20 protein-coding genes and 1 riboswitch are annotated in these 20,239 nt (G+C 37.7%); of the genes, 5 read left to right on the top strand and 15 right to left on the bottom strand.

Going from position 1 to position 20,239, the window contains the following annotated elements; genetic code table 11:
- Positions 1-133 precede the first annotated feature (133 nt).
- Positions 134-361 carry a CsbD family protein gene (locus C5L23_RS03300; protein ID WP_010008249.1) on the top strand — a complete coding sequence of 76 codons (228 nt, stop codon included), beginning with the start codon at positions 134-136 and terminating at the stop codon, positions 359-361.
- Between the two features lie 60 nt (positions 362-421).
- Here the strand turns inward: C5L23_RS03300 and C5L23_RS03295 are convergent, their stop codons facing one another.
- The 3 genes from C5L23_RS03295 to C5L23_RS03285 all read right to left on the bottom strand — a co-directional run bounded on the left by C5L23_RS03295 (position 422) and on the right by C5L23_RS03285 (position 4,517).
- A complete protein-coding gene (locus C5L23_RS03295; protein ID WP_010008250.1) occupies positions 422-1,522 on the bottom strand; it encodes an aspartate-semialdehyde dehydrogenase in 1,101 nt (366 codons plus the stop codon).
- Positions 1,523-1,543: 21 nt separating this feature from the next.
- Complete coding sequence (gene alr, locus C5L23_RS03290; RefSeq protein WP_010008251.1) at positions 1,544-2,656, bottom strand: alanine racemase; 1,113 nt, start codon at positions 2,654-2,656, stop codon at positions 1,544-1,546.
- A gap of 71 nt (positions 2,657-2,727) precedes the next feature.
- Positions 2,728-2,896, bottom strand: a riboswitch (Lysine riboswitch).
- 67 nt (positions 2,897-2,963) lie between these two features.
- Positions 2,964-4,517: an ABC-F family ATP-binding cassette domain-containing protein gene (locus C5L23_RS03285; RefSeq protein ID WP_010008253.1), complete on the bottom strand. Its 1,554-nt coding sequence runs from the start codon at positions 4,515-4,517 to the stop codon at positions 2,964-2,966.
- Positions 4,518-4,611: 94 nt separating this feature from the next.
- Here C5L23_RS03285 and C5L23_RS03280 point away from each other — a divergent pair, with 94 nt between their 5' ends.
- Positions 4,612-4,941, top strand: coding sequence for a VOC family protein (locus C5L23_RS03280; RefSeq protein WP_010008254.1), 330 nt, complete (start codon positions 4,612-4,614; stop codon positions 4,939-4,941).
- A gap of 25 nt (positions 4,942-4,966) precedes the next feature.
- On the opposite strand, the gene trhA is transcribed toward C5L23_RS03280, so the two are convergent.
- Complete coding sequence (trhA, locus tag C5L23_RS03275; RefSeq protein WP_010008255.1) at positions 4,967-5,605, bottom strand: PAQR family membrane homeostasis protein TrhA; 639 nt, start codon at positions 5,603-5,605, stop codon at positions 4,967-4,969.
- 178 nt (positions 5,606-5,783) lie between these two features.
- On the opposite strand from trhA, the gene C5L23_RS03270 reads away from it, so the two are divergent.
- Positions 5,784-6,989: a CynX/NimT family MFS transporter gene (locus C5L23_RS03270; protein ID WP_133264287.1), complete on the top strand. Its 1,206-nt coding sequence runs from the start codon at positions 5,784-5,786 to the stop codon at positions 6,987-6,989.
- Here the strand turns inward: C5L23_RS03270 and C5L23_RS03265 are convergent, their stop codons facing one another.
- Positions 6,990-7,472, bottom strand: a complete 483-nt coding sequence (locus C5L23_RS03265; RefSeq protein ID WP_133264286.1) for a glutathione peroxidase — start codon at positions 7,470-7,472, stop codon at positions 6,990-6,992.
- 154 nt (positions 7,473-7,626) lie between these two features.
- Here C5L23_RS03265 and C5L23_RS03260 point away from each other — a divergent pair, with 154 nt between their 5' ends.
- Positions 7,627-8,397: a (S)-acetoin forming diacetyl reductase gene (locus tag C5L23_RS03260; protein WP_010008258.1), complete on the top strand. Its 771-nt coding sequence runs from the start codon at positions 7,627-7,629 to the stop codon at positions 8,395-8,397.
- Between the two features lie 130 nt (positions 8,398-8,527).
- A complete protein-coding gene (locus C5L23_RS03255; protein ID WP_133264285.1) occupies positions 8,528-11,026 on the top strand; it encodes a cation-translocating P-type ATPase in 2,499 nt (832 codons plus the stop codon).
- A 44-nt stretch (positions 11,027-11,070) separates the two neighbouring features.
- Here the strand turns inward: C5L23_RS03255 and C5L23_RS03250 are convergent, their stop codons facing one another.
- The 10 genes from C5L23_RS03250 to C5L23_RS03205 all read right to left on the bottom strand — a co-directional run bounded on the left by C5L23_RS03250 (position 11,071) and on the right by C5L23_RS03205 (position 20,238).
- Positions 11,071-12,486 carry a nicotinate phosphoribosyltransferase gene (locus C5L23_RS03250; RefSeq protein ID WP_010007376.1) on the bottom strand — a complete coding sequence of 472 codons (1,416 nt, stop codon included), beginning with the start codon at positions 12,484-12,486 and terminating at the stop codon, positions 11,071-11,073.
- Positions 12,487-12,587: 101 nt separating this feature from the next.
- Entirely contained in the window at positions 12,588-13,358 is a 771-nt protein-coding gene (locus C5L23_RS03245; RefSeq protein WP_133264284.1) for an NUDIX hydrolase, read from the bottom strand.
- A gap of 228 nt (positions 13,359-13,586) precedes the next feature.
- Positions 13,587-14,168 carry a hypothetical protein gene (locus C5L23_RS03240; protein ID WP_010007379.1) on the bottom strand — a complete coding sequence of 194 codons (582 nt, stop codon included), beginning with the start codon at positions 14,166-14,168 and terminating at the stop codon, positions 13,587-13,589.
- 11 nt (positions 14,169-14,179) lie between these two features.
- On the bottom strand, positions 14,180-14,788 hold the full coding sequence (locus C5L23_RS03235) for an ATP-binding cassette domain-containing protein (protein ID WP_010007380.1): 609 nt from the start codon (positions 14,786-14,788) through the stop codon (positions 14,180-14,182).
- Positions 14,785-16,767 carry a hypothetical protein gene (locus C5L23_RS03230; RefSeq protein WP_133264283.1) on the bottom strand — a complete coding sequence of 661 codons (1,983 nt, stop codon included), beginning with the start codon at positions 16,765-16,767 and terminating at the stop codon, positions 14,785-14,787. Before C5L23_RS03230 ends, C5L23_RS03235 begins: the two co-directional genes overlap by 4 nt.
- A 135-nt stretch (positions 16,768-16,902) precedes the next feature.
- The gene (locus tag C5L23_RS03225) at positions 16,903-17,118 is read right to left on the bottom strand and encodes a helix-turn-helix domain-containing protein (protein WP_133264282.1); all 216 of its coding nucleotides are present in this window, start codon (positions 17,116-17,118) and stop codon (positions 16,903-16,905) included.
- A gap of 282 nt (positions 17,119-17,400) precedes the next feature.
- Complete coding sequence (locus C5L23_RS03220) at positions 17,401-18,291, bottom strand: N-acetylmuramoyl-L-alanine amidase family protein (RefSeq protein ID WP_010007382.1); 891 nt, start codon at positions 18,289-18,291, stop codon at positions 17,401-17,403.
- A 29-nt stretch (positions 18,292-18,320) separates the two neighbouring features.
- A complete protein-coding gene (locus C5L23_RS03215) occupies positions 18,321-18,764 on the bottom strand; it encodes a Fur family transcriptional regulator (protein ID WP_010007383.1) in 444 nt (147 codons plus the stop codon).
- A 21-nt stretch (positions 18,765-18,785) separates the two neighbouring features.
- Positions 18,786-19,577, bottom strand: a complete 792-nt coding sequence (locus C5L23_RS03210; protein WP_010007385.1) for a metal ABC transporter permease — start codon at positions 19,575-19,577, stop codon at positions 18,786-18,788.
- Complete coding sequence (locus tag C5L23_RS03205) at positions 19,570-20,238, bottom strand: metal ABC transporter ATP-binding protein (protein ID WP_133264280.1); 669 nt, start codon at positions 20,236-20,238, stop codon at positions 19,570-19,572. Before C5L23_RS03205 ends, C5L23_RS03210 begins: the two co-directional genes overlap by 8 nt.
- Position 20,239: the final 1 nt, after the last annotated feature.

The raw sequence follows: 20,239 nt of genomic DNA, 5'->3' as shown, positions 1-20,239 counted from the left end.
GTACTTTAAATGAATAATCAATGAGAATTTAAGGATTCTATTGAAAATATCCATTTTGAGCATATTATAAGTGTTTTACCATTCGCTTTGCTACAATTAGGGTGTAGTAAAATTTAGCTAGGAGGATATATCAATGCCATTAGATGATAAGATTGACAGCACTAAAGATAAAGTAAGTGGTACTGCTAAGGAAGTCGAAGGTAAGATTACTGACGACAAAGCGCGTGAAGTCGAAGGTAAGGCACAAGGCTTCTTAGGTAAGGCCAAAGATAAACTCAGTGATGCTAAAGATGCAGCTAAGGACTTCGTTGACGATGCGAAAGAAAAAATGGAAGACGCAAAACACAAGTCTGACAAGTAATCGTCATTAATAAAATAAGAAAAAAGCCTGTTCTTCGATTGAAGGACAGGCTTTTTTATATTATGCTTCGGTTGGAAATAGTGCTGATGCATCTTTTGGTACACGTACAAGATTCAGTGCCACGAGTCTTTCGGCAATCTGAACAGTATTCCAAGCTGCTCCCTTTAATAGATTGTCTGATACAACCCACATATGGAAGCTATCATCATTTTCAACATCTGGTCGTACGCGTCCCACAAAGGTTTCGCGCTTACCTTCCGCATTAATCGGTTGTGGATAAACTTGGTGTGCCGGATCATCTTGCAAAACAACACCATCTGCTGTTGCCAAAGCCTTTTGTATTCCAGCGGCCGTGGCTTGCGTCCCACTCTCTGTTTCAAAGTAGACTGTTTCACCGTGTCCAATTGGAACAGGGACACGTACAGCCGTGGCCGTCACTTTAATTGCCTTGGTATTTTTATCACCAAACATAATCTTCTTGGTTTCATGAATCATTTTCCACTCTTCATGCGTGTAGCCATAATCTTCGAATACATCAATCTGTGGTAATAGATTAAATGCTAATGGATAATGTTGCTTATCCCCTTTGACAGGCAAAATATCAGCCGTCATTTCTTCGCCGTTAATATAAGCTTGCGATTGCGTCATTAACTCCTGCCAAGCAGTTTGACCCGCACCAGAAGCGGCCTGATAAGTAGAAACAATCACGCGCTTCAAGCCAAATTGTTGCTTGATTGGTGCCAAAGCAACCACCATTTGAATTGTTGAACAATTTGGATTAGCAATAATACCATGATGTTGATACAAAGCATCCTCATTTACCTCAGGAACCACCAATGGTACCTGATCATTCATCCGCCAAAAACTAGAGTTATCAACCACCACAGCACCGCGCTTCACAGCTTCCGGTGCAAATTTTTTCGACACCGATCCACCACCTGAAGCCAAAACCAGATCAATACCATCAAAACTCTCTGGTGTTGTTGCTTCTACGACAATATCTTTTTGCTTAAACTGTAAAGTTTTCCCAGCCGAGCGCGTTGAGGCTAACAATTTAATTGATTTTACCGGTACATTGGATTGTTCTAATTGTTGGATTAATCGTGTGCCTACAGCACCGGTTGCACCCAAAATCGCTACATTGTATCCTACTTCTGCCATGATTTTTCTCCTCTATTATCTTTAATCTACTAATATACGATGTAAACGTTCTTGGAAGCCGGTCACAATTTCCCAAGGTGCTAAATCAGCATGCGTCGCCACGTCTTCAAGCGTATTTTCTAATGCACCATCACGGCCAATAAACGTTACTGTCGTCCCGAGTGGATATTCTCTTGGTAAACGAATCATGAGTTGATCCATCGCGACTTGTCCAACAATCGGCACATACTGGCCATCGACAATGACATTAAATCCCATCATCTTTCGTAACCAACCATCGCCGTAACCAATGGGTACAGTGCCAATCCACTCATCATCGGTGGTTGTATATTTATGAGAATAACTGATACCCTCTCCTGCTGGTAATTGCTTCATAAAATTAATTTCGCTACGCAATGTCATCACAGGTTGTAAATCCTTGCCATCATTGAGTTCGCCACGTGATGGTTCCATGCCATAAACGACCGTACCAACGCGCACAACATCATGTGGTACTTCGTCAGCATGATACATTGCCGCACCGGAATTAGCCACATGATAAAATTTAGGGGCTGGTAATCCGTCCGTTAAGGCATGCCAACGTTCTAATTGCTTATGAAAATACGCAACTTCACTAGAATCGGATTCTGAAAAATGTGTAAACAAACCAGTATATTCGAATTTATCTTGATGTTGCTGCAAATAATCTATCGTCTCAGCAAGCGCATCACGATCTCGAAAACCAATGCGCCCCATACCCGTGTCGACCCCAATTGATACCGCTAAACGTTGTTCACCACTCAAATTCTGCGCTGCGGATTTTAACCAATCAAGTGAGACAACTGTTGTGATAATATTTTGAACCGCCATAAGCTCAGCTTGTTCTGCTGGCGAAATGCCTAGAATTATAATTGGCGCAGTAATTCTGGCATCGCGTAATGCCAAGGCTTCATCCATCAAGGCTACGGCTAAGCCATAAGCCCCGCCAGCAACAGCTGCTTGGCTAACTGGTACTAATCCTAAGCCATAACCATTTGATTTCACCGCTAAAAATAACTTTGTAGCGCCCGCTGTTTGTTTGACAACTTCAATATTGTGCTGGATAGCACTTTTAGAAATTTCGATGCGTGTCGGGCGTGTGATTGCTTCAACCATTATTACTCCTCAAAATTTTTATAAAAAAACCATAACGGCTCTTGGCAGTTATGGATTCTACATCATCATCGAACTGTCATAGCACCCCGCTAACGCGACAGTCTGCTAGTTATTCACTAACAGCCCAACAACTCGATCCTACAGTATCGGTGTTTCGGCTACATCCCCTTTATCCCTGTTTCACCATGTCTGTAAACATTCCACAGGATACTCATGTCAGTAGCAACCTCTATGATTTTAATCTGTTTTTATTATATTTTAATTAGATTTAGATGTCAAACACGATGACCAAAATATATGAATTTTCTTAATCTTCTTGCTTATAACTTAATGCAGCAACGTTTAATTCTTTATCAACTAATCCTGCCGTAAATGATGATTCGTGACTGACAACGATCAGATTACCTGGGAATTTGCGCAAAGCTTGTTTCAAAGCTTGTTTAGTTTGTTCATCCAAATGATTCGTTGGCTCATCCAAAATCATGAAGTTGCTGGGAACCATTTCCATAATGGCAAGCTTAACCTTGGTCTGCTCACCACCGGATAGTTGTTGCATCGGCTTCATCGCATTTTCTGCGTTAATACCAGCAGCAGCTAAACGCGTACGCAACGCCTTAGGCTCCATCGTCGGAAAGCGATCTTGCATTTCTTGTAGTGGTGTCTTTTGATCATTATCCCATTCCAAATCTTGATCAAAGTAATTAATCTTAGCTGATGGTGAAAATTGTGCTTCACCACCAAGACTAGGAATAACACCCAAAATTGACTTGATCAACGTTGATTTACCCGCACCATTAAAACCTTTAAAGGCAATTTTTTGATGCGTTGTAATACTAAACGTTACGGGTTCAAGAACTGGTGTGACGTATCCAACCGATAGATCAGTTACTGTCAAAGCATTGGCAGACTGACTTTCCACATAAGGAAAATTAAATGAAGCCTTCAAATTTTCAGATGGTGGATCAATTTTATCCATTCGCGCCAACATCTTTTCACGCGAACGCGCTTGCTTTGAAGTACTTGCTCTCGCTTTGTTCTTCGCGATAAACTTTTGGGCTTTATCGATTTCAGCTTGCTGTTTTTCATAAGAACGCAACTGTTGTTCCGTACGTTCTGCCTTTTGGCGCATCGCCTTTTGAAAACTACCACGATATTTATTGATTTTACCAAAGGCAACGTCAATAATTGCGTTAGTGACCTTGTCTAGAAAATCGAAATCGTGCGAAATAATCATTGCTGCACCTTCAAATGATTGCAAGAAATCCTGTAACCATTCAATATGAGAAACATCTAAATAGTTGGTTGGTTCATCTAAAATGATCACATCATCGTTTTCCAAGAGTAACTTTGCCAAAATAACTTTAGCACGCTGCCCACCAGACATCTCTGCCAAGACACGGTCACGACCAATGGCTTCTAATCCCAATCCCGTAATAACACGTTCTATTTGCGTATCAAGTTCGTAGAAATCTGCTGCATCCAATTCTTCCTGCATTCGTGCTGCGCGTTCTAAAAGCTTATCGTCAAAAGTGTTACCATAAGTTGCATATAACTCATTCATACGTGCTTGCTTATCGTACAAATCTTGATAAGCAGTGTGTAAAAAGTCAACGAGTTGCATTTCTTCTGGAATTTCAGCATATTGATCTAAATAACCAATTTTCAAGCCTTTTTGCCATGTTATTTTACCTGATAAAGGTAATTCTTGGCCTGTCAAGATCTTGATAAGTGTTGATTTACCAGCGCCATTTTGCCCAACAATGCCCATATGTTCATTGAGATTAAGGGTAAATTCAGCGTCTTCATATAATGTTTTTTCTGCGTAGGCCATTGATAGGCCACTTACTTCTAATAATGCCATGTTCCCATTGTACCCTATTTTCCAGCTGATACCGTAATGTTTTTCATGAAATTTCAGATAACATGACATGGCTTCATGCTACAATAAATATATTATGAAACCACGTAAATTAAATCTCAAAACAATTCCAGCTCGTAATATTGATCGCGCCTATCGCTTTTGGCGAGATGTCTTTGATTTACCGCAGTCCGGACATGAATCACAACGCCATTTAACAATTGATGGCCAAGATATTCAATTTGTTGTTGGAGAACCCACTGCTGATATTGAATTACTTGTCCGCGATCATCAAGATGTTCTCAAAGCGCACTTGCGTAATAACTTTATTCAAATCGTGCATAGCGATACACGTTTCAACCACAAAATCGCCTTTCAAATCTACGATTCAGAACATAATTTAATCACAATTGAAGCCAATCAATAAAAAGGAGCAGATTAACTGCTCCTTTTTATAAGGAAATAAATATACTAAAGTACATTAACCCCGCACCCACAAGGACAAAAACATGCCAATAAACATGACCCATTGGAATTTTGGGAACCAAATAGAAAATCGTGCCAAGAGAGTAAACAATACCACCAGCTAATAATAACCAGAAAGCTGTATGCGATAAAATCCCCCACAATACTGGCATAGCTAAAATAATCAGCCAACCCATGACAAGATAAATTGTTACCGATACCCATGGCCACCGCCCAACAAAAAATAAATCATAAGTCAGGCCAGCAATAGTTAATGCTAGAATGGCACCCCAAATACTCCATCCAATCCAATTCCCCAGCAGTAACCATGTATAGGGGGTATAGGTGCCTAAGATGACAAGATAAATTCCAGCATGATCAAAAAATTGAAATACTTTTGCAGCTTTTGTAAAAATCAATGAATGAAATAATGTTGATGCCAATAAAAAGAAACCAACCGTACCAATATAGATTGCAATGGCAACAACTTCAAGAACACTAACTGGTTCTCTGAAAATATGTAATATTAACGCTATACCACCAATAACCGCCATAATAAATCCCAAGCCGTGCGTGACAGCATTGAGCACTTCATAGACGATCTGATATGTCTTTGATCGTTTCATCGTTCTGTTCACCGCCTCAACCAATTTACTATATTTTAACCTATTTCGATAGCATTATGCAGTCAACCATTATCTAGCATGTGCATTAACTGACATCTACGCACATTTTGATAGTGTACCTTGCTATACTAAATGCATTGTGCATTATACTAATTTAACAGAAAGATCATAACTCATCATGAAAAAAGCGTCCGGTCACAGTCCATTGTTACTCTTGAGTATCGTTTTTGTTGCGGCAAATATGCGTTTGCCTATCACATTGATGCCACCGTTGCTTGATACAATTAAGCAAACCTTCCATATTCCAACTGCTTTATCTGGCCTCTTAACAACCATTCCGCTATTAACTTTTGCCATCATGTCACCCTTCATTGCTAAACTAGGAAAACGCTTTGGCAATGAAGTTATCATCTATATTTTGTTAATTGTTCTTGCCATTGGTAGTGCTGTTCGCATTATCCCCGATGTGATTGCTCTTTTTTTAGGTACATTATTCATTGCCATTGGTATTGATGGCGGTAACGTCTTAATACCAGCTGTTATTAAAGATCATTATGCCCATCGTACCGAAGCAATCACCGCAATTTTCACAATGTCAATGCTTATTGTGGGTGCCTTGGGTACTGGTTTAGCTGGTTGGCTGATTGCACGAACAACATTGTCATGGACATTAGGGTTACTCTCAATCATTGCCATCATCAATTTGATCCTTTGGTTCCCCAATTTACACTATCGTCAGACTCAGAACATATCGACAACCGCCACAGCAACCGCAGCACCCGGAGATTCCCCTTCTGTTTGGCGATTACCGACAGCGTGGTTAATTACGTTATTTTTCGGTCTGCAGTCACTTGTTTTTTACTCTTTACTCACTTGGTTACCTAGTATCCTAACAACGCAAGGCTTTTCTACAATTGAAGCTGGTAATATCGCGACCATCATGCAAGTTGGCACTTTACCCGCAGCGATTTTAGTGCCAATGTTGGTTCGTTATCACTATGGGGTACCATCTATACTCGGCCTGGTATTCATTGGCCTGTCTTTAGCGGTCGTCGGGTTATTACTGCCAATACAATCGCTCCTCATACACATGATATTGGCATTTTTAATCGGTCTTGGCTGTGGTGCATCCTTTAATTTAGCTATCATCTTTTTCACAAGTAAGACACAAACCGGGCATCAAACAGCAGACTTATCTGGCATGGCTCAATCTGCTGGCTATTTATTAGCTGCATTTGGCCCTTTGGCTTTTGGATTACTACAATCATTAACATCTTCATGGATCAGTACCATATTAACTATTGCTATATTGTCAGTTATTTTAGTGCTATGTGGCATCTCGATTCATCGTCGTGATACTATTATGCAACAAAAAACGCAGTGATTACACTGCGTTTTTTTGATCGGTTAATAACTCTTGTATCGTTGTTTCAAAACTTTTAGGTCGCGTCATTGGTGCATACCGTTTAAACAATTTACCCTCACGATCAATGAGAAACTTCGTAAAGTTCCATTTTATCGGTCCTTTTCCTGAAACTTTTTTTAAGTATACAAATAACGGATCGGCATCAGCTCCATTAACTCGTACTTGCTGTGTCATTGGAAATGTCACCCCAAAATGTAACCGACAATAGTCGTTCGTCTCTTCATTTGTTGCCAATTCTTGATGAAATTGATTGGACGGGATACCAATAATTTCAAGACCTAAACCATGATATTGCTGATATAACATTTCTAGCTCTTCCAATTGTGGCGCAAAACCACATTTACTCGCCGTGTTCACAATAAGTATTACCTTACCTTGATAGCTAGATAACTTAATACGTTGTCCACTCATCTCTGTTAGTTCAAAATCGTAGATTGCCATATTGATTAACCTTTCTTATCCATATCATTAGCAAACAACTCAATCCCAACTTCATTTTAACGAAATCTCTTTCACAATACGAATTAAAACTACGGGTTATTTCATAAATATTGTGATATAATGAACATAAAAAAGACAAGAAAGAGGTAATTTCATGAGTAAAGTTGCATTAGTCACTGGTGCTGGACAAGGTATTGGCGCTTCAATTGCTATGCGTTTAGCCAATGATGGTTTTGCAGTCGCATTGGTTGGTAGAACATTAAGCAAGGTTCAAGATGTTGCTGATAAAATCACAAGCAACGGTCAAAAAGCTGTCGCTATCGCTGCAGATGTACAAAATCGTGATGATATGTTCCGCGCAGTAAATGAAGCAACCGAACAACTCGGTGATTTCAATGTGATTGTCAATAATGCTGGCGTTGCGCCTACAACACCAATTATGGAAGTAAACCAAGACACTTTAGACAGTACTTGGAAAATTAATGTTGGTGGTACAATTTGGGGTACCCAAGCTGCTGTTGAAAAGATGCGTGCTTTAGGTCATGGTGGTAAAATTATCAACGCCACTTCTCAAGCTGGTGTCCTTGGCAATCCCAACCTGACTGTTTATGGCTCAACAAAATTTGCTATTCGTGGTATTACACAAACAACTGCACGTGAATTGGCGGCTGACAACATTACAGTCAACGCATTTGCACCCGGTATCGTTAAAACACCTATGATGAACGATATCGCACAAAAAGTAGCAGATAATGCAGGTAAAGACTTTGACTGGGGTATGCAACAATTTGCACAAGATATTTCTTTGAAGCGCTTAGCAGAACCAGAAGACATTGCTAACGCCGTTGCCTTCTTAGCAAGCAAAGATTCAGATTACGTTACTGGCCAAACACTGATTGTTGACGGTGGTATGGTTTTCCAATAAGAATATATTCACCAACCATGACTATTTCTAATCGTCATGGTTTTTTTATTGCCCAACCCTTTTTCTGGACGTATATCAGTAGACATTGTTACACTGAAAGCAAGATGATGGTAAAAGGAGGACTGTACTTTTGAAATATGAAGCACTTACAGATAACCAAGCCAAACAAGCACTGATACAATTTGGCCCCAATCGCTTAAATGAAGCACCACCTGAATCTATAGTTCATAAAATAGTCAAGCACGTTCGTGAACTCCCTTCTCTGGTCTTGCTTTTTGCACTGATTTTATCGTTTTATATGGTTCTTGCAGGCCATGGACAGTGGCTTGAGGTGATTGTCATTGCCGGTGTTTTACTCCTCAATATCGGTCTGGGCATGTATCAAGAACACGCAGCCGCTGTATCGTTAGCCAGCTTACAAGAATTTAGTATTCAAGAAGTTCTGGTATTACGCCGTGCAACAGCGGATGCTATGCCTCAAACAATCAAAATCTCAGCTGAAAATATCGTTCCCGGTGATATTTTGTCATTGAAAGCTGGCGATAAAATATCTGCCGATGCTGTATTAGTCAAAGCAGAGAACTTTAACGTTGATGAATCTATTCTAACTGGTGAAAGTGAATCAGTGACTAAAGCAGTCACTGATGACATTTATTCAGGAACACACATTGTTAGTGGTTCTGCTTTAGCAAAGGTAACAGCGACTGGTATGTCAACTCAAATTGGTAATATTGCAGAAAGCTTATCTGAGAATACTGTGCAAGAGACTAATTTGAACAAAAAAATGAATCAATTGATTCGTTATCTTAGCGTTATTGCCTTAATATCTGGTATTGCAATTGTTGTGTTACTACAGATTTATCAAGAGAGCTTTACCGAAGCATTATTAGCAGGAATCGCCCTTGCCGTAGCAGCTGTTCCAGAAACATTACCAGTCATTGTTACGATTAGTTTTGCTGTTGGTATTACACGAATTGCTCGGCGTCAAGCACTTGTTACAAGAGTTAGCGCTGTGGAAACAGTTGGTAATATTGATATTATTTGTTCCGATAAAACCGGTACCCTAACACAAAATAAAATGACCATTGTTAATTTTTGGACTGTATCTGATGGTAATATTTCACTTCAAAATGATCTTTCTCAAAATAGCGCGTTACAATATTTATTACTCAATACTGATGCCGTTTTTCAAGATGAGCAAATTTTAGGAGATGCCACTGAACAATCTATTTTGAAGTTAGCTGCTGAACATCATTTAAAACGACAAGACTTGGAAATCACTTATCCTCGAATTGCCGAATTGCCTTTTGATTCGGCACATAAATATATGGTCACCATTCATCAACTAAACGATGAAGAAAATTTACTACTTGTTAAAGGGGCACCAGAAAGTGTTCCGCTCCGTCAAAATATTTTGCCTGAACAACTCATCAATGAATGGAGTCGTCAAGGTCAACGTATTTTAGCCTTGAGCGCACGACGTATTCCACGAGACAGTGATTGGCGTGATTATCTTCAAGGTTTGCCACTAACCGCTATGATTGGTATTATGGATCCACCGAAATCAGGTGTTGCTGAAGCTATTCAGCAATTCCATCAAGCTGGTATTCGCACGATTATGATTACGGGCGATCACGTTAAAACAGCAATTGCCATCGCTAAACAGCTACATATTTATCGAAACGGTGATCTCGCATTAACAGGCCAAGATATCAGCGACCTTTCAGATCAAGCGCTGAGTCAGCGACTCACGAAAGCAACTGTTTTTGCACGTGTTACACCCCAAGATAAAATTCGACTCGTACGTTTGTTGCAAGAGCGGGGGCATACTGTGGCAATGACTGGGGATGGTGTCAATGATGCCCCAGCCTTAAAACAAGCCAATGTCGGTATTGCAATGGAACAGACTGGTACTGATGTTGCTAAAGAAGCCTCGGATGTTATTTTAATGGATGATAATTTCACGACTATTGTACCGGCTATTGCCGGTGGCCGTGGTATTCATAATAATATTATGAAAGCGACTGAGTTTCTAGTTGGTGTAAACTTTGCTCAAATTTTATTGATGTTAATTATGACATTTATCACACAATCACCACTACTAACAGCAACACAACTGTTAGTCATCAATATTTTGGCAGACGGTATTCCTGGCTTTTTCCTTGCCTACGAACAACCCGAAAAAAACATTCTCGATGCTCCACCACTTCGCAATCAGTCTGTATTTGGTGGCGGATTAGGTCACCGGTTAGCTTTTAGAGCAACAGCGTATACATTTATTCTACTCATACTCTATGTGATAACAGATATGTTAGGTTATAGCCTAGCTGTCAGCCAAACGATGAGCTTCTTAGTTCTCGGTCTCGGATCGATTATTGATATATATGCTATTAAAACAAGAGCACCCTTGACTTTAAGCGCAATCGCTCGTAATATCCGCTTAAATATTGCAGTTATTGTGGCAGTTATCATCATGATATCTACTGCTATCATACCTATCTTAAGAGAGGCGTTATCATTAACAACTTTAGATGGACAGGCTTGGGTCATCTGTACGATTGCCATTTTCCTACCTTTAGTCTTATTGGAAACACGCAAACGTTGGGTACTAGCTGCTCATACCCGTTAAAAGTAATAAAAAAGGCGAACAAATTTAAATTTGTTCGCCTTTTTTTATGATTCATTATGATTTAATAATTCTGCTTGTAGCTGCGCTAACGCTTTTGAAATATAAACTGGATAATCTGTTCGTTCTGCTAATGTTTGGGTAATCGCCGTTACATTTTTATTTTTAACCTGTTGAATATGCAAAACGTCAGGGCTTTCATACACAACTTGCCCTTGATTAAATACTTGTTGTTGCAATGGTATCGCAATAAAATGCGTTAGTGTTTCTTCTTGAGATTGAACTTTGCCATTGATTCTCTGTCCAATAATTGTATCCATCACCTGTTCATGCTTAAGTGCAATAAGATCGCCAACCATTTGCTGTGTTACACGATCGTACAATCGGTACGTCAACTTTTCTCCAGGTAATGTCACTTTACTAGCTGTACCACTAATTTTAATTTTAGGTATCACTTCTCCATGACGCCTGATGGCAGACAATTTGAACACACCACTTAATACGGGCGATGTTGCACTAGTAATCAATTTCTCGCCAACACCAAAACTATCTAACGGCACATCATCATTGATCATGTCGTGAATAATATGTTCATCCAAGGCACTTGATGCTGTAATTTTAACTTTATGCAAACCAGCCTGATCCAAAACTTGACGCACCTCGCGTGCCAATGCGGCAATATCGCCAGAATCAATCCGAACACCGATTGGCTGGTGGCCATCGGCTGCTAATTGTTTAAAAACTTGAATCGCATGTGGCAAGCCAGAACTTAAAACATCATACGTATCAATCAGCAATAAGCAATTATCAGGATAAATCTCAGCCCATTTTTTAAATGCAGTGAGTTCATCAGGAAAAGCTTGAATCCAGCTGTGTGCCATTGTTCCTGAAATAGGCAAGCCATATTGTTTAGCAGCCAAAACATTTGACGTGCTACTGCATCCACCAATAATAGCGGCGCGCGCACCCAAAACGGCAGCCGAAGGTCCTTGTGCACGACGGGAACCAAATTCCATCACCGCTCTTCCTTGAGCAGCACTCGTAATCCGATGTGCTTTAGTCGCAATTAATGATTGATAGTTAATCAAATTTAAAATAATTGTTTCTAAGAGTTGTACTTGTTCAAGTGGTCCACTTACGGTCAATAAAGGTTCACGAGGTAAAACTGGTATTCCTTCTGGAATTGCTGAAATATCACCCGTGAACTTAAAATTAATCAGCATATCAATAAAAGAGGGCGTGAAAAGATTTAAATTTTTAATATATTGAATATCATCCGCATCAAAGTGAAAATCGCGAACAGCTGTTATGACAGATTCTAATCCTGCTGAAATAACAAAATCTCCGTCATCTGGTACCTTACGATAGAACACGTCAAAAACACCCTCATCTCCAGCTAGTGATTGCTGGAAACCGTTGGCCATTGATAACTCATAAAGGTCCATCACCATTGATAAATTCATTTTTATTAACTCCTAGTGAATTGTGCTATTGCAATTCATTTTTTAGGTATTATTTACTTTTAATAGTAAAGTATAGTCGTTTCTATACTATTAGTCAAAACTTAACGCTTCAATCGGTAAAGCTTTGCTGGTCTCCCCTTCATTCCTGTCGGTTCAATACCCACTTCTTCAAAAATATGCGCATGTGTTTTACGAAAATTCGAATTATCAATTTCTTGATAAGACACACGTAAGAAAACCGCATACACTTCTCTAGCTGTCCGTAGCGTAAAATGATGACCCAAAATGTGCAAAATAGATGGTGCATAATCTAACTTATTGCGAACCCGAATAAAAGCTTCTTTCAAAATTAATCGATGATCAAAAGCTAAACGCTGATTTTCCGGTAAATCATGTTTATTTTGAGCGTAGAATTGTTCATCATTGGTATATTCAGATACCGTCTCAAAACGGTATTGCCCGTAAATGAGGTTATAATTATCATCATTAGCAAAACTCACATCAAACCAACGGGCATCCTTAGCACCATATCCAGGTACTAATTTTGGTGCGCCAGGTAAAAATGTCATGTAGGCTAATGAAAGATGACGAACAGCATTATTCACAAAGCGATTTCGATTGGTAAACGTCTTCAATTGCTCTGTATGAAATTTTGTCAATTGAATACCAATTTTATCTCGAATTAAGCGTAGTGCTGCCTCATCAGCATCTTCAGTAACACGTAGAAATGTCTCTGGTAATCCCCAATAATTTTTAAAAGGTGCTTCACTTTTTTTGACTAATAGAATTTGTATTTTTTTAGTTTCTTCTTGATATGTCCAAATCACATTATCAATGGCGACAACCGGACGTTCAATAATATCATCAATCATACTTTCTCCAATAAACTGTAGTGATTAATATTTTTACTATACCATACTCAGTTTACTGATCCAGGAATTTATCAATATGTAGTCATTAAAAGTTAAAATAAAAAATATCTTCATAGCTAGAATCACATACTTAACTTAAAGATATTTTTTATTAATAGTAATTTTGGGAATATACAACCCATTCACACTAAATAATGTTGTTATTCATAGATATAGTAACTCATCCGATTATTGATAATTTGGATAATTTTTTGTGATCCATGCCTGATTTGATTGATTATTATAAATATTAATTATCTTATCAACAAACATTTTTTGCTTATCCGGACCATCATACGCCTCATATTGACAAACCGCACTCGTTATCAAGCCGCCTTGCTTTAATCCCTTATAACCTGTTAACCCCTTAAATTCATCATGTGTTGATGCCAAAGGTACGATGCCGGTCTTACCTTTTGCGACAACACTTGGATTATGATTAACAGTATCAATATTTTGTTGCGTTAAGCCAATGCCAAAGAAAACATCTTGGGATTTCAAGGCAGATTCTAACTGTTGGACGCTATTAAATTGTTGCACCGTAATTTCATACTGGTTACCACCCAGATTTTTTACCTCGTCAGCATTTACCACGTATTGCCAAATTTTAGTTTCGTCATTGGTGAGCGTTCCCAAAGATAAGTAAACTGTCGGATTATCTGACGTTTTTCCAGGTGAATACGTCGTTAAACGATGATAAATATTGAATCCAACAATACTAATCGTTAAAATAACCAGAAGTCCTATAATACCTATTAACCATTTTTTCATGACTTAATCCTCTATAAATTCGTAACATCGATTACTTCATCAACACGTGAATAAACATTTGAATCGTGTGTTGCGATAATGACATACGTTTCTTGACTGACTTGATTCAATAAGATATCAATTATTTCTGCGCCTGTTTTCTCATCCAGAGCGCCCGTCGGCTCATCCGCTAAAATAATCTTCTTTTCCTTTAAAATCATTCGTGCAATTGCAACACGTTGGGCTTGTCCTCCAGACAATTCATAAATTTTTGATTTTAAATAGGTGTTATCTAATCCAACTTGTTCTAAAGATTGGCTGATCTGTTGGCTGTCTTTATTGACTAATTTTAAATTTTGTAAAACCGTTTTATTATCAAGTAAGGCATAGTTCTGAAAGACGTAACCCAAATAATTTTTAAAAAAGCGTTTTTCTTTAATCTGCCATATATCTTCATCGTCAATTGTAATTTTCCCGCTAGTGGGGCGATCTAATCTACCAATTGCATTTAATAAAGTTGTTTTTCCTGATCCAGATTGTCCAACCAATGCATATGATTTATTAGGCTCAAAAGACAATTCAACGTTTTCATAAACCGTTTTATGATTAAACTTTTTGCTAAGAGATTGAATAGTAATCATATGTCATTTCCTTTAAGAAGCGTGGTGTAATTATTTCTGATTTTTTGATTAAAAATAGTTGTTGTCATGATTTCCAGAATTATGATAATCACAAATGTTATAATTGCGAGCATTTTTTGTCTCTCGAATGTAGCTATGACCAAAGTCGCAATACCCACTGTTAGCATTAACGGCCACAAATAAGGTATGTAGGTTGTAATTATCGTTGTGCCAATCATTTTCTTCTTGACTATTGTGAGTAACTCAAATTTATAAATCGTGATAATATACGCTGTCACACTAATAATGACTGCACTAAACATCACTACCTGTAATATATTTGCAATTAGCAGTTGATTTTTTAAATCTTTAATATTCAAAATAACTGCCTGATACGGTTCCACCGTGCTACTCGTTAAATGGTCCTGTTCTTGACTAATCATTTTAATTGCTTGCGGACTCAAAATGCCTTTTGTATTTAAGATATTGTTGGCAAAAGTTGCGGCATTATGTTCTAACAATAGACGATCGTTTAGCCGAACTAAAATCTGATTACGTAGACTACCGTAACTTTTAGATAAGTCGTCTACACTACCTGAAAAACGAACTGCATTTTCGTTATACAAAAAAACCATTTGGCTTTCAGGAATAACCTTGATTTCAATATCATCTTTTGAGAAATTATAATATTTTAATTGTTCAACGTAGACAGTATTAATTAAGGACTGTTGCTTATTTTGATACCGTTTGGGGATATATATTGTTGCTGCTTTATTCATATGATAGGGATATGTTTGCGATGGATAATCTATCGCTTGTCGATTTATGGCAGTGTTATTTAGATACCACAATTTTTGATTCAAATCTGGATCAGTAATGCCGTCTCTTTTCAACTGATTAACAAATCCATCCTTTGCATCGCCTACCATGAATGGTGCAATATTAGCTGTAGACTGTGTCATATAAATATAGTGATGACTGCCTAATTTTTTAACTAAATCTACATCCCTTTGACTGTTTCCGCTACTATGTAGTTGACCATTTTCTGAAGTTTGGGCGGCATCAAAAGGTTGTGTTTTTTGCCAGCCTTTTAGTGCATACCAAGGCTTCAAATGATTGATTTGAGCACTTAATTGTTGTTTATTACTTTGAACCTGTTCGTTAAGTTTACCGACAGCAATAACCATGATACAGATTAATAAAAGCCAGATAACAAAGATACTTTTACCCTTGGCTTTATTCTTAATCACGTTTAATGGCTTTTCCAAATGAATCATAAATTTCACTATCACCAACGACAAAATGATCATACTACTAAAAATAATGATGTCAGTCATCACTAATGCCATAAATAATTGGGTACTAAGCGTTCGAAATCCCTGACCAAATATTACAGCATAACACAGTAGCATGGCACTACCAATTAATATAATCAATACAACAGGCGATAAAACATCATTGATATTGATAACATTTTTACCAAAAGCAAAACGGATCATACGCTCTCTCATAGATCGTGCATCGAAAATAAAGATACCAGTGAATGCTAGTGCAAACAATATTACTGTTACCACTGTCCTAAATTGCCCATTAAATTGTATCAATCCACCAACAAACCAAGGATAAGATTGATTCGCACTAACCGTAATACCCCTTGTTTTTAGTGCTTTTAATGACTGATCACTCAATTTACCTGAAGTATAGATAATCCCATTTGCACTCACCTTATGTAAAAAATGCTTCTTAGGATATTCAGATAAATTATAGTAATCAACCTCACCTGAAGTATTCACATACGACTTATACATATTTATATTGTCTTTTTTTGTGATCTCTTGTAGTGTCTGATAAGTTTTATCATTTGAGGTATTACCAACCATTAGAGAAATAGCACCATCCACCGGTAAAGGTGCTGGCATCGTCGTATTATTAATTGCTATAACCCCAATCATGACAAGCAACGCAAAGACCGTGCCAAGAAAGGTAAATTTTATTTTCAAAATTCTATCCTGTTCACTTTCGTAAAAAATATATTTACAATAGATTCTTCATATATACTCAAAAATGTCATTTTTTGACACAGTATTGAGTATAACGAACCGCAAAATAAAAAGTTACGCCCAAATGGCGTAACTTCACTTTAATTTAAGTTGGGTATGCACTAACAAAGTCGGATTAATTTCAAAATGCGTTGCGATATGAAATATTGTAAACACATCCGGTGTCCGCCTTCCAGTCTCCCAATTTGCAATAGCCTGTTGCCCGACATGAAAAATCTCTCCCAATTTTTCTTGAGATAATTTTTCTTTCTTACGCAAATATCTTAGGTTCTCCCCCAAATGAACGCCCATACTGCTCCCCCTTTTATGCTATAGCACGTTGTCTACAACGATAATCATAATAATATCATATAATACGTCACTACTATTAGGAAGTATTAACATCAAAACGCACCTACCAACATCCCATTGGATGATTTATCTTTGGATAAATTAGTCAATCTATATTCATCAATAGGCGTGTTCAAATAAAAACAGGCGCCATGTATTGCTATAATGTCAACACATGGCGCCTGAATAAAAGGAGCAGATATTTAATTTGATCGTTAAGTATGCCCAACACACCATAAGGTTCTATCTAGGATTCGTCTCTACAGTGTGATTAAAATAATCATTTAACGCCGCTGTGACGTTATTAGCAATCTGCTGCTGATAACTGACCCTGCGTATATATCTGAAATCCTTATCATTGTTGATATAACCATTTTCTAATAATACTGCCGGCTGTTGATTATCACGTAGCACTTGGAAATTACCAAAGTCAACACCACGATTCTTTAATGGCAACTTATTTAGACGCTTTGAAAGATATTGCGCGATGATCTTAGAATGATTTTGTTTATGATAATAATATTGTGTTATACCAGAAGCCGTATTAGCTTCATCTGATGAATCAAAATGAAATGAAATAAAAACATCGACATTTTGTTTGCGAGAAATTTCTGGTCGTTGTGCTAGCGAGACGAAATGATCATCATCACGCGTTAGAACAACACGGGCACCGCGTTGTTCTAACAATTTTTGAACCCGTTTTACTGTTTTGAGCGTGTAAGTTTTCTCAAAACTCTTACCATTATTTGCAATAGCACCACTATCTGAGCCACCATGACCAGCATCTAGTTGAATCGTTGCCTCACTCAAGGGCGTGCTACGCTTTAAATGCTTAGACTGTACAACCCAGCTTGCAACCCAACCGACGGTCTGGTCATCATTTTTATCGTCTCGACGCACTTTATACCATGCACTTTTGTTATCAAGTACAATCAGCTTCGTCCCCTTAGGTACTTTTGCCAAAGATTTCGCCGTTGGTTGTGGCGATTGGCGAATCTGTAAATCATCTACCTGATTCACAATCACATTAATACGTAACAATAATATTAATATCACGATAAATATTGTCAATATGACAAAGGTAATCGCAAGACCAATTTTATTATTCAAGATATAATGTTTTATCTTTGACATATGACACCTCCACACCACAATACAGTGTATTAATCGGTTACCTGATCATCATTACGGCATAAATTACATAATCCATATATCTCTAATTTATAGCCCAACACAACATAATCCGTCAACTGAGATTCAAGGTGGTCATCGATTGGTGATTCAATTTTAATGACACGACCACAATTTTGACAAATAAAATGACCGTGATGAGGTGAATGAAAATCACACTGGAATTTAACATATAATTGTCCATTATCCAAGCGTTGTTCCAATAGCCCAAGCTGTGTAAACTCTTTAATATTACGATACGTCGTCGCATGGCTGGCGTTAGGATAAATATCTTGCATATAGTGATCAACATCAATCACTGACACATAATTCTCTTCAAATGTTGCCAAATACTTTAAAAGATCCATCCGCTGTTTTGTCACTTTAAACGCACTCTTTTTTAAAATATCTAATGCTGTATCGTACTCCGTCACCATTCCCATGCCACGCCTACCTTTCTAATTATCTACCTTGTTCCAAGTCAAAGCTAAAGTATAAATCACACCTTCAATAGCTGTAATAAAGAAACTCACTGGCCAATTCGTCAAATAACTCAAGTATAATCCTAACCATGTACCGATTAAAGCAAATATAAACGTTAGAATCATCATCCCAACAACGGTTTTAGCCAAATATTTAGCTGCCGAAGCGGGTATCGTGAGTAAAGCAAAAATTAATAATGAACCGACAACTTGTGCAGTAACACTAACTGTACAAGCAACCAGTACCAAAAATAAAATTGAAACATACATATTAATCGTAGAATTATACTGCGCACCAACACCATCAAACGTTGTGTACTTCAGCTTACGATAAATTAGTGCGACCACTACTAAAATTACTATACTCAATGCAATTAATTCATGCAAGCCATGAATGTCAATTCCTACAATACTCCCAAATAAAATATTTGTAGCATAGCTGGATTGTTTATCAGACAAGGATAGAAATAAAATACCAAGACCAATAAAAATAGCGGAGAAAACGCTAATAGATGATTCGCGTCGGCTAATTTGATTACCAGAAACACCCACAAAAAGCGCACTCGTTATTGTAAACAAAATCATACCACTAATGGGTGAAATTCCCATAAAGACACCAAAAGCTGCACCTGAGAAGCTAATTTCTGACAGTGTATGTGTGAAAAATGCCGTACGTCGTGCAACAACAAAGACCCCCATCACACCACATAATATTGAAATAAACAGGCTCGCAATAAATGCATATTGCATGAAAGCATATTCAAACATCAGCATCCTCCCCCGTCAATTTTTTGAAAGTTCCTGTTTTATTTTCAATATGTAATTCATAATCACCAAATAAATCAACCAATTCAGGATCATGAGTAATGAAAATAACTGCCAAGCTTTTATTTTTAATAATTGTTTTGACTAACGCCAACAAAATATGCCGTGACTTTTTATCTAAATTGGCAGTACTTTCATCTAATATTAATAAACGTGGATCTGTAATTAATGCTTGTGCCAGATAGGCACGTTGCTTTTCACCACCAGAAGCACGCCCTAAACTTTCATTAGCAATATCTGTTAGGTTAGTATCCGATAAAACCCGCTTTAAACGTATTTTTTCTTCCTTTTTTAACCAAGGTAACATCCCTTTTTGTAAGCTGAGGGCGACAAAATCTTGGATGCGTAAAGGATATTCGTCATCGATATCTCTAAATTGCGGTACTAATTGTATATCAGACTTTTTCACTGAAAAATCAATCTGCTCATTTTTGGTTTCAACTGATCGTAATAATGTCTTAATTAATGTTGTCTTTCCAACCCCATTATCTCCAGTGATACAAGTTAATGAACCATCAGAAATCACAAAAGAAAGGCTCTTAATTAGGAGCCTTTCTTGAACAGAAATATTGAGATTGTTAACAGCTAACACGCTCTGTTTCATA

The sequence above is a fragment of the Leuconostoc fallax genome, assembly GCF_004354645.1.
GTDB lineage: Bacteria > Bacillota > Bacilli > Lactobacillales > Lactobacillaceae > Leuconostoc_B > Leuconostoc_B fallax.
The sequence above is the reverse complement of the archived record's forward strand: the minus strand, read 5'-3'. Positions and strand labels throughout refer to the sequence as shown.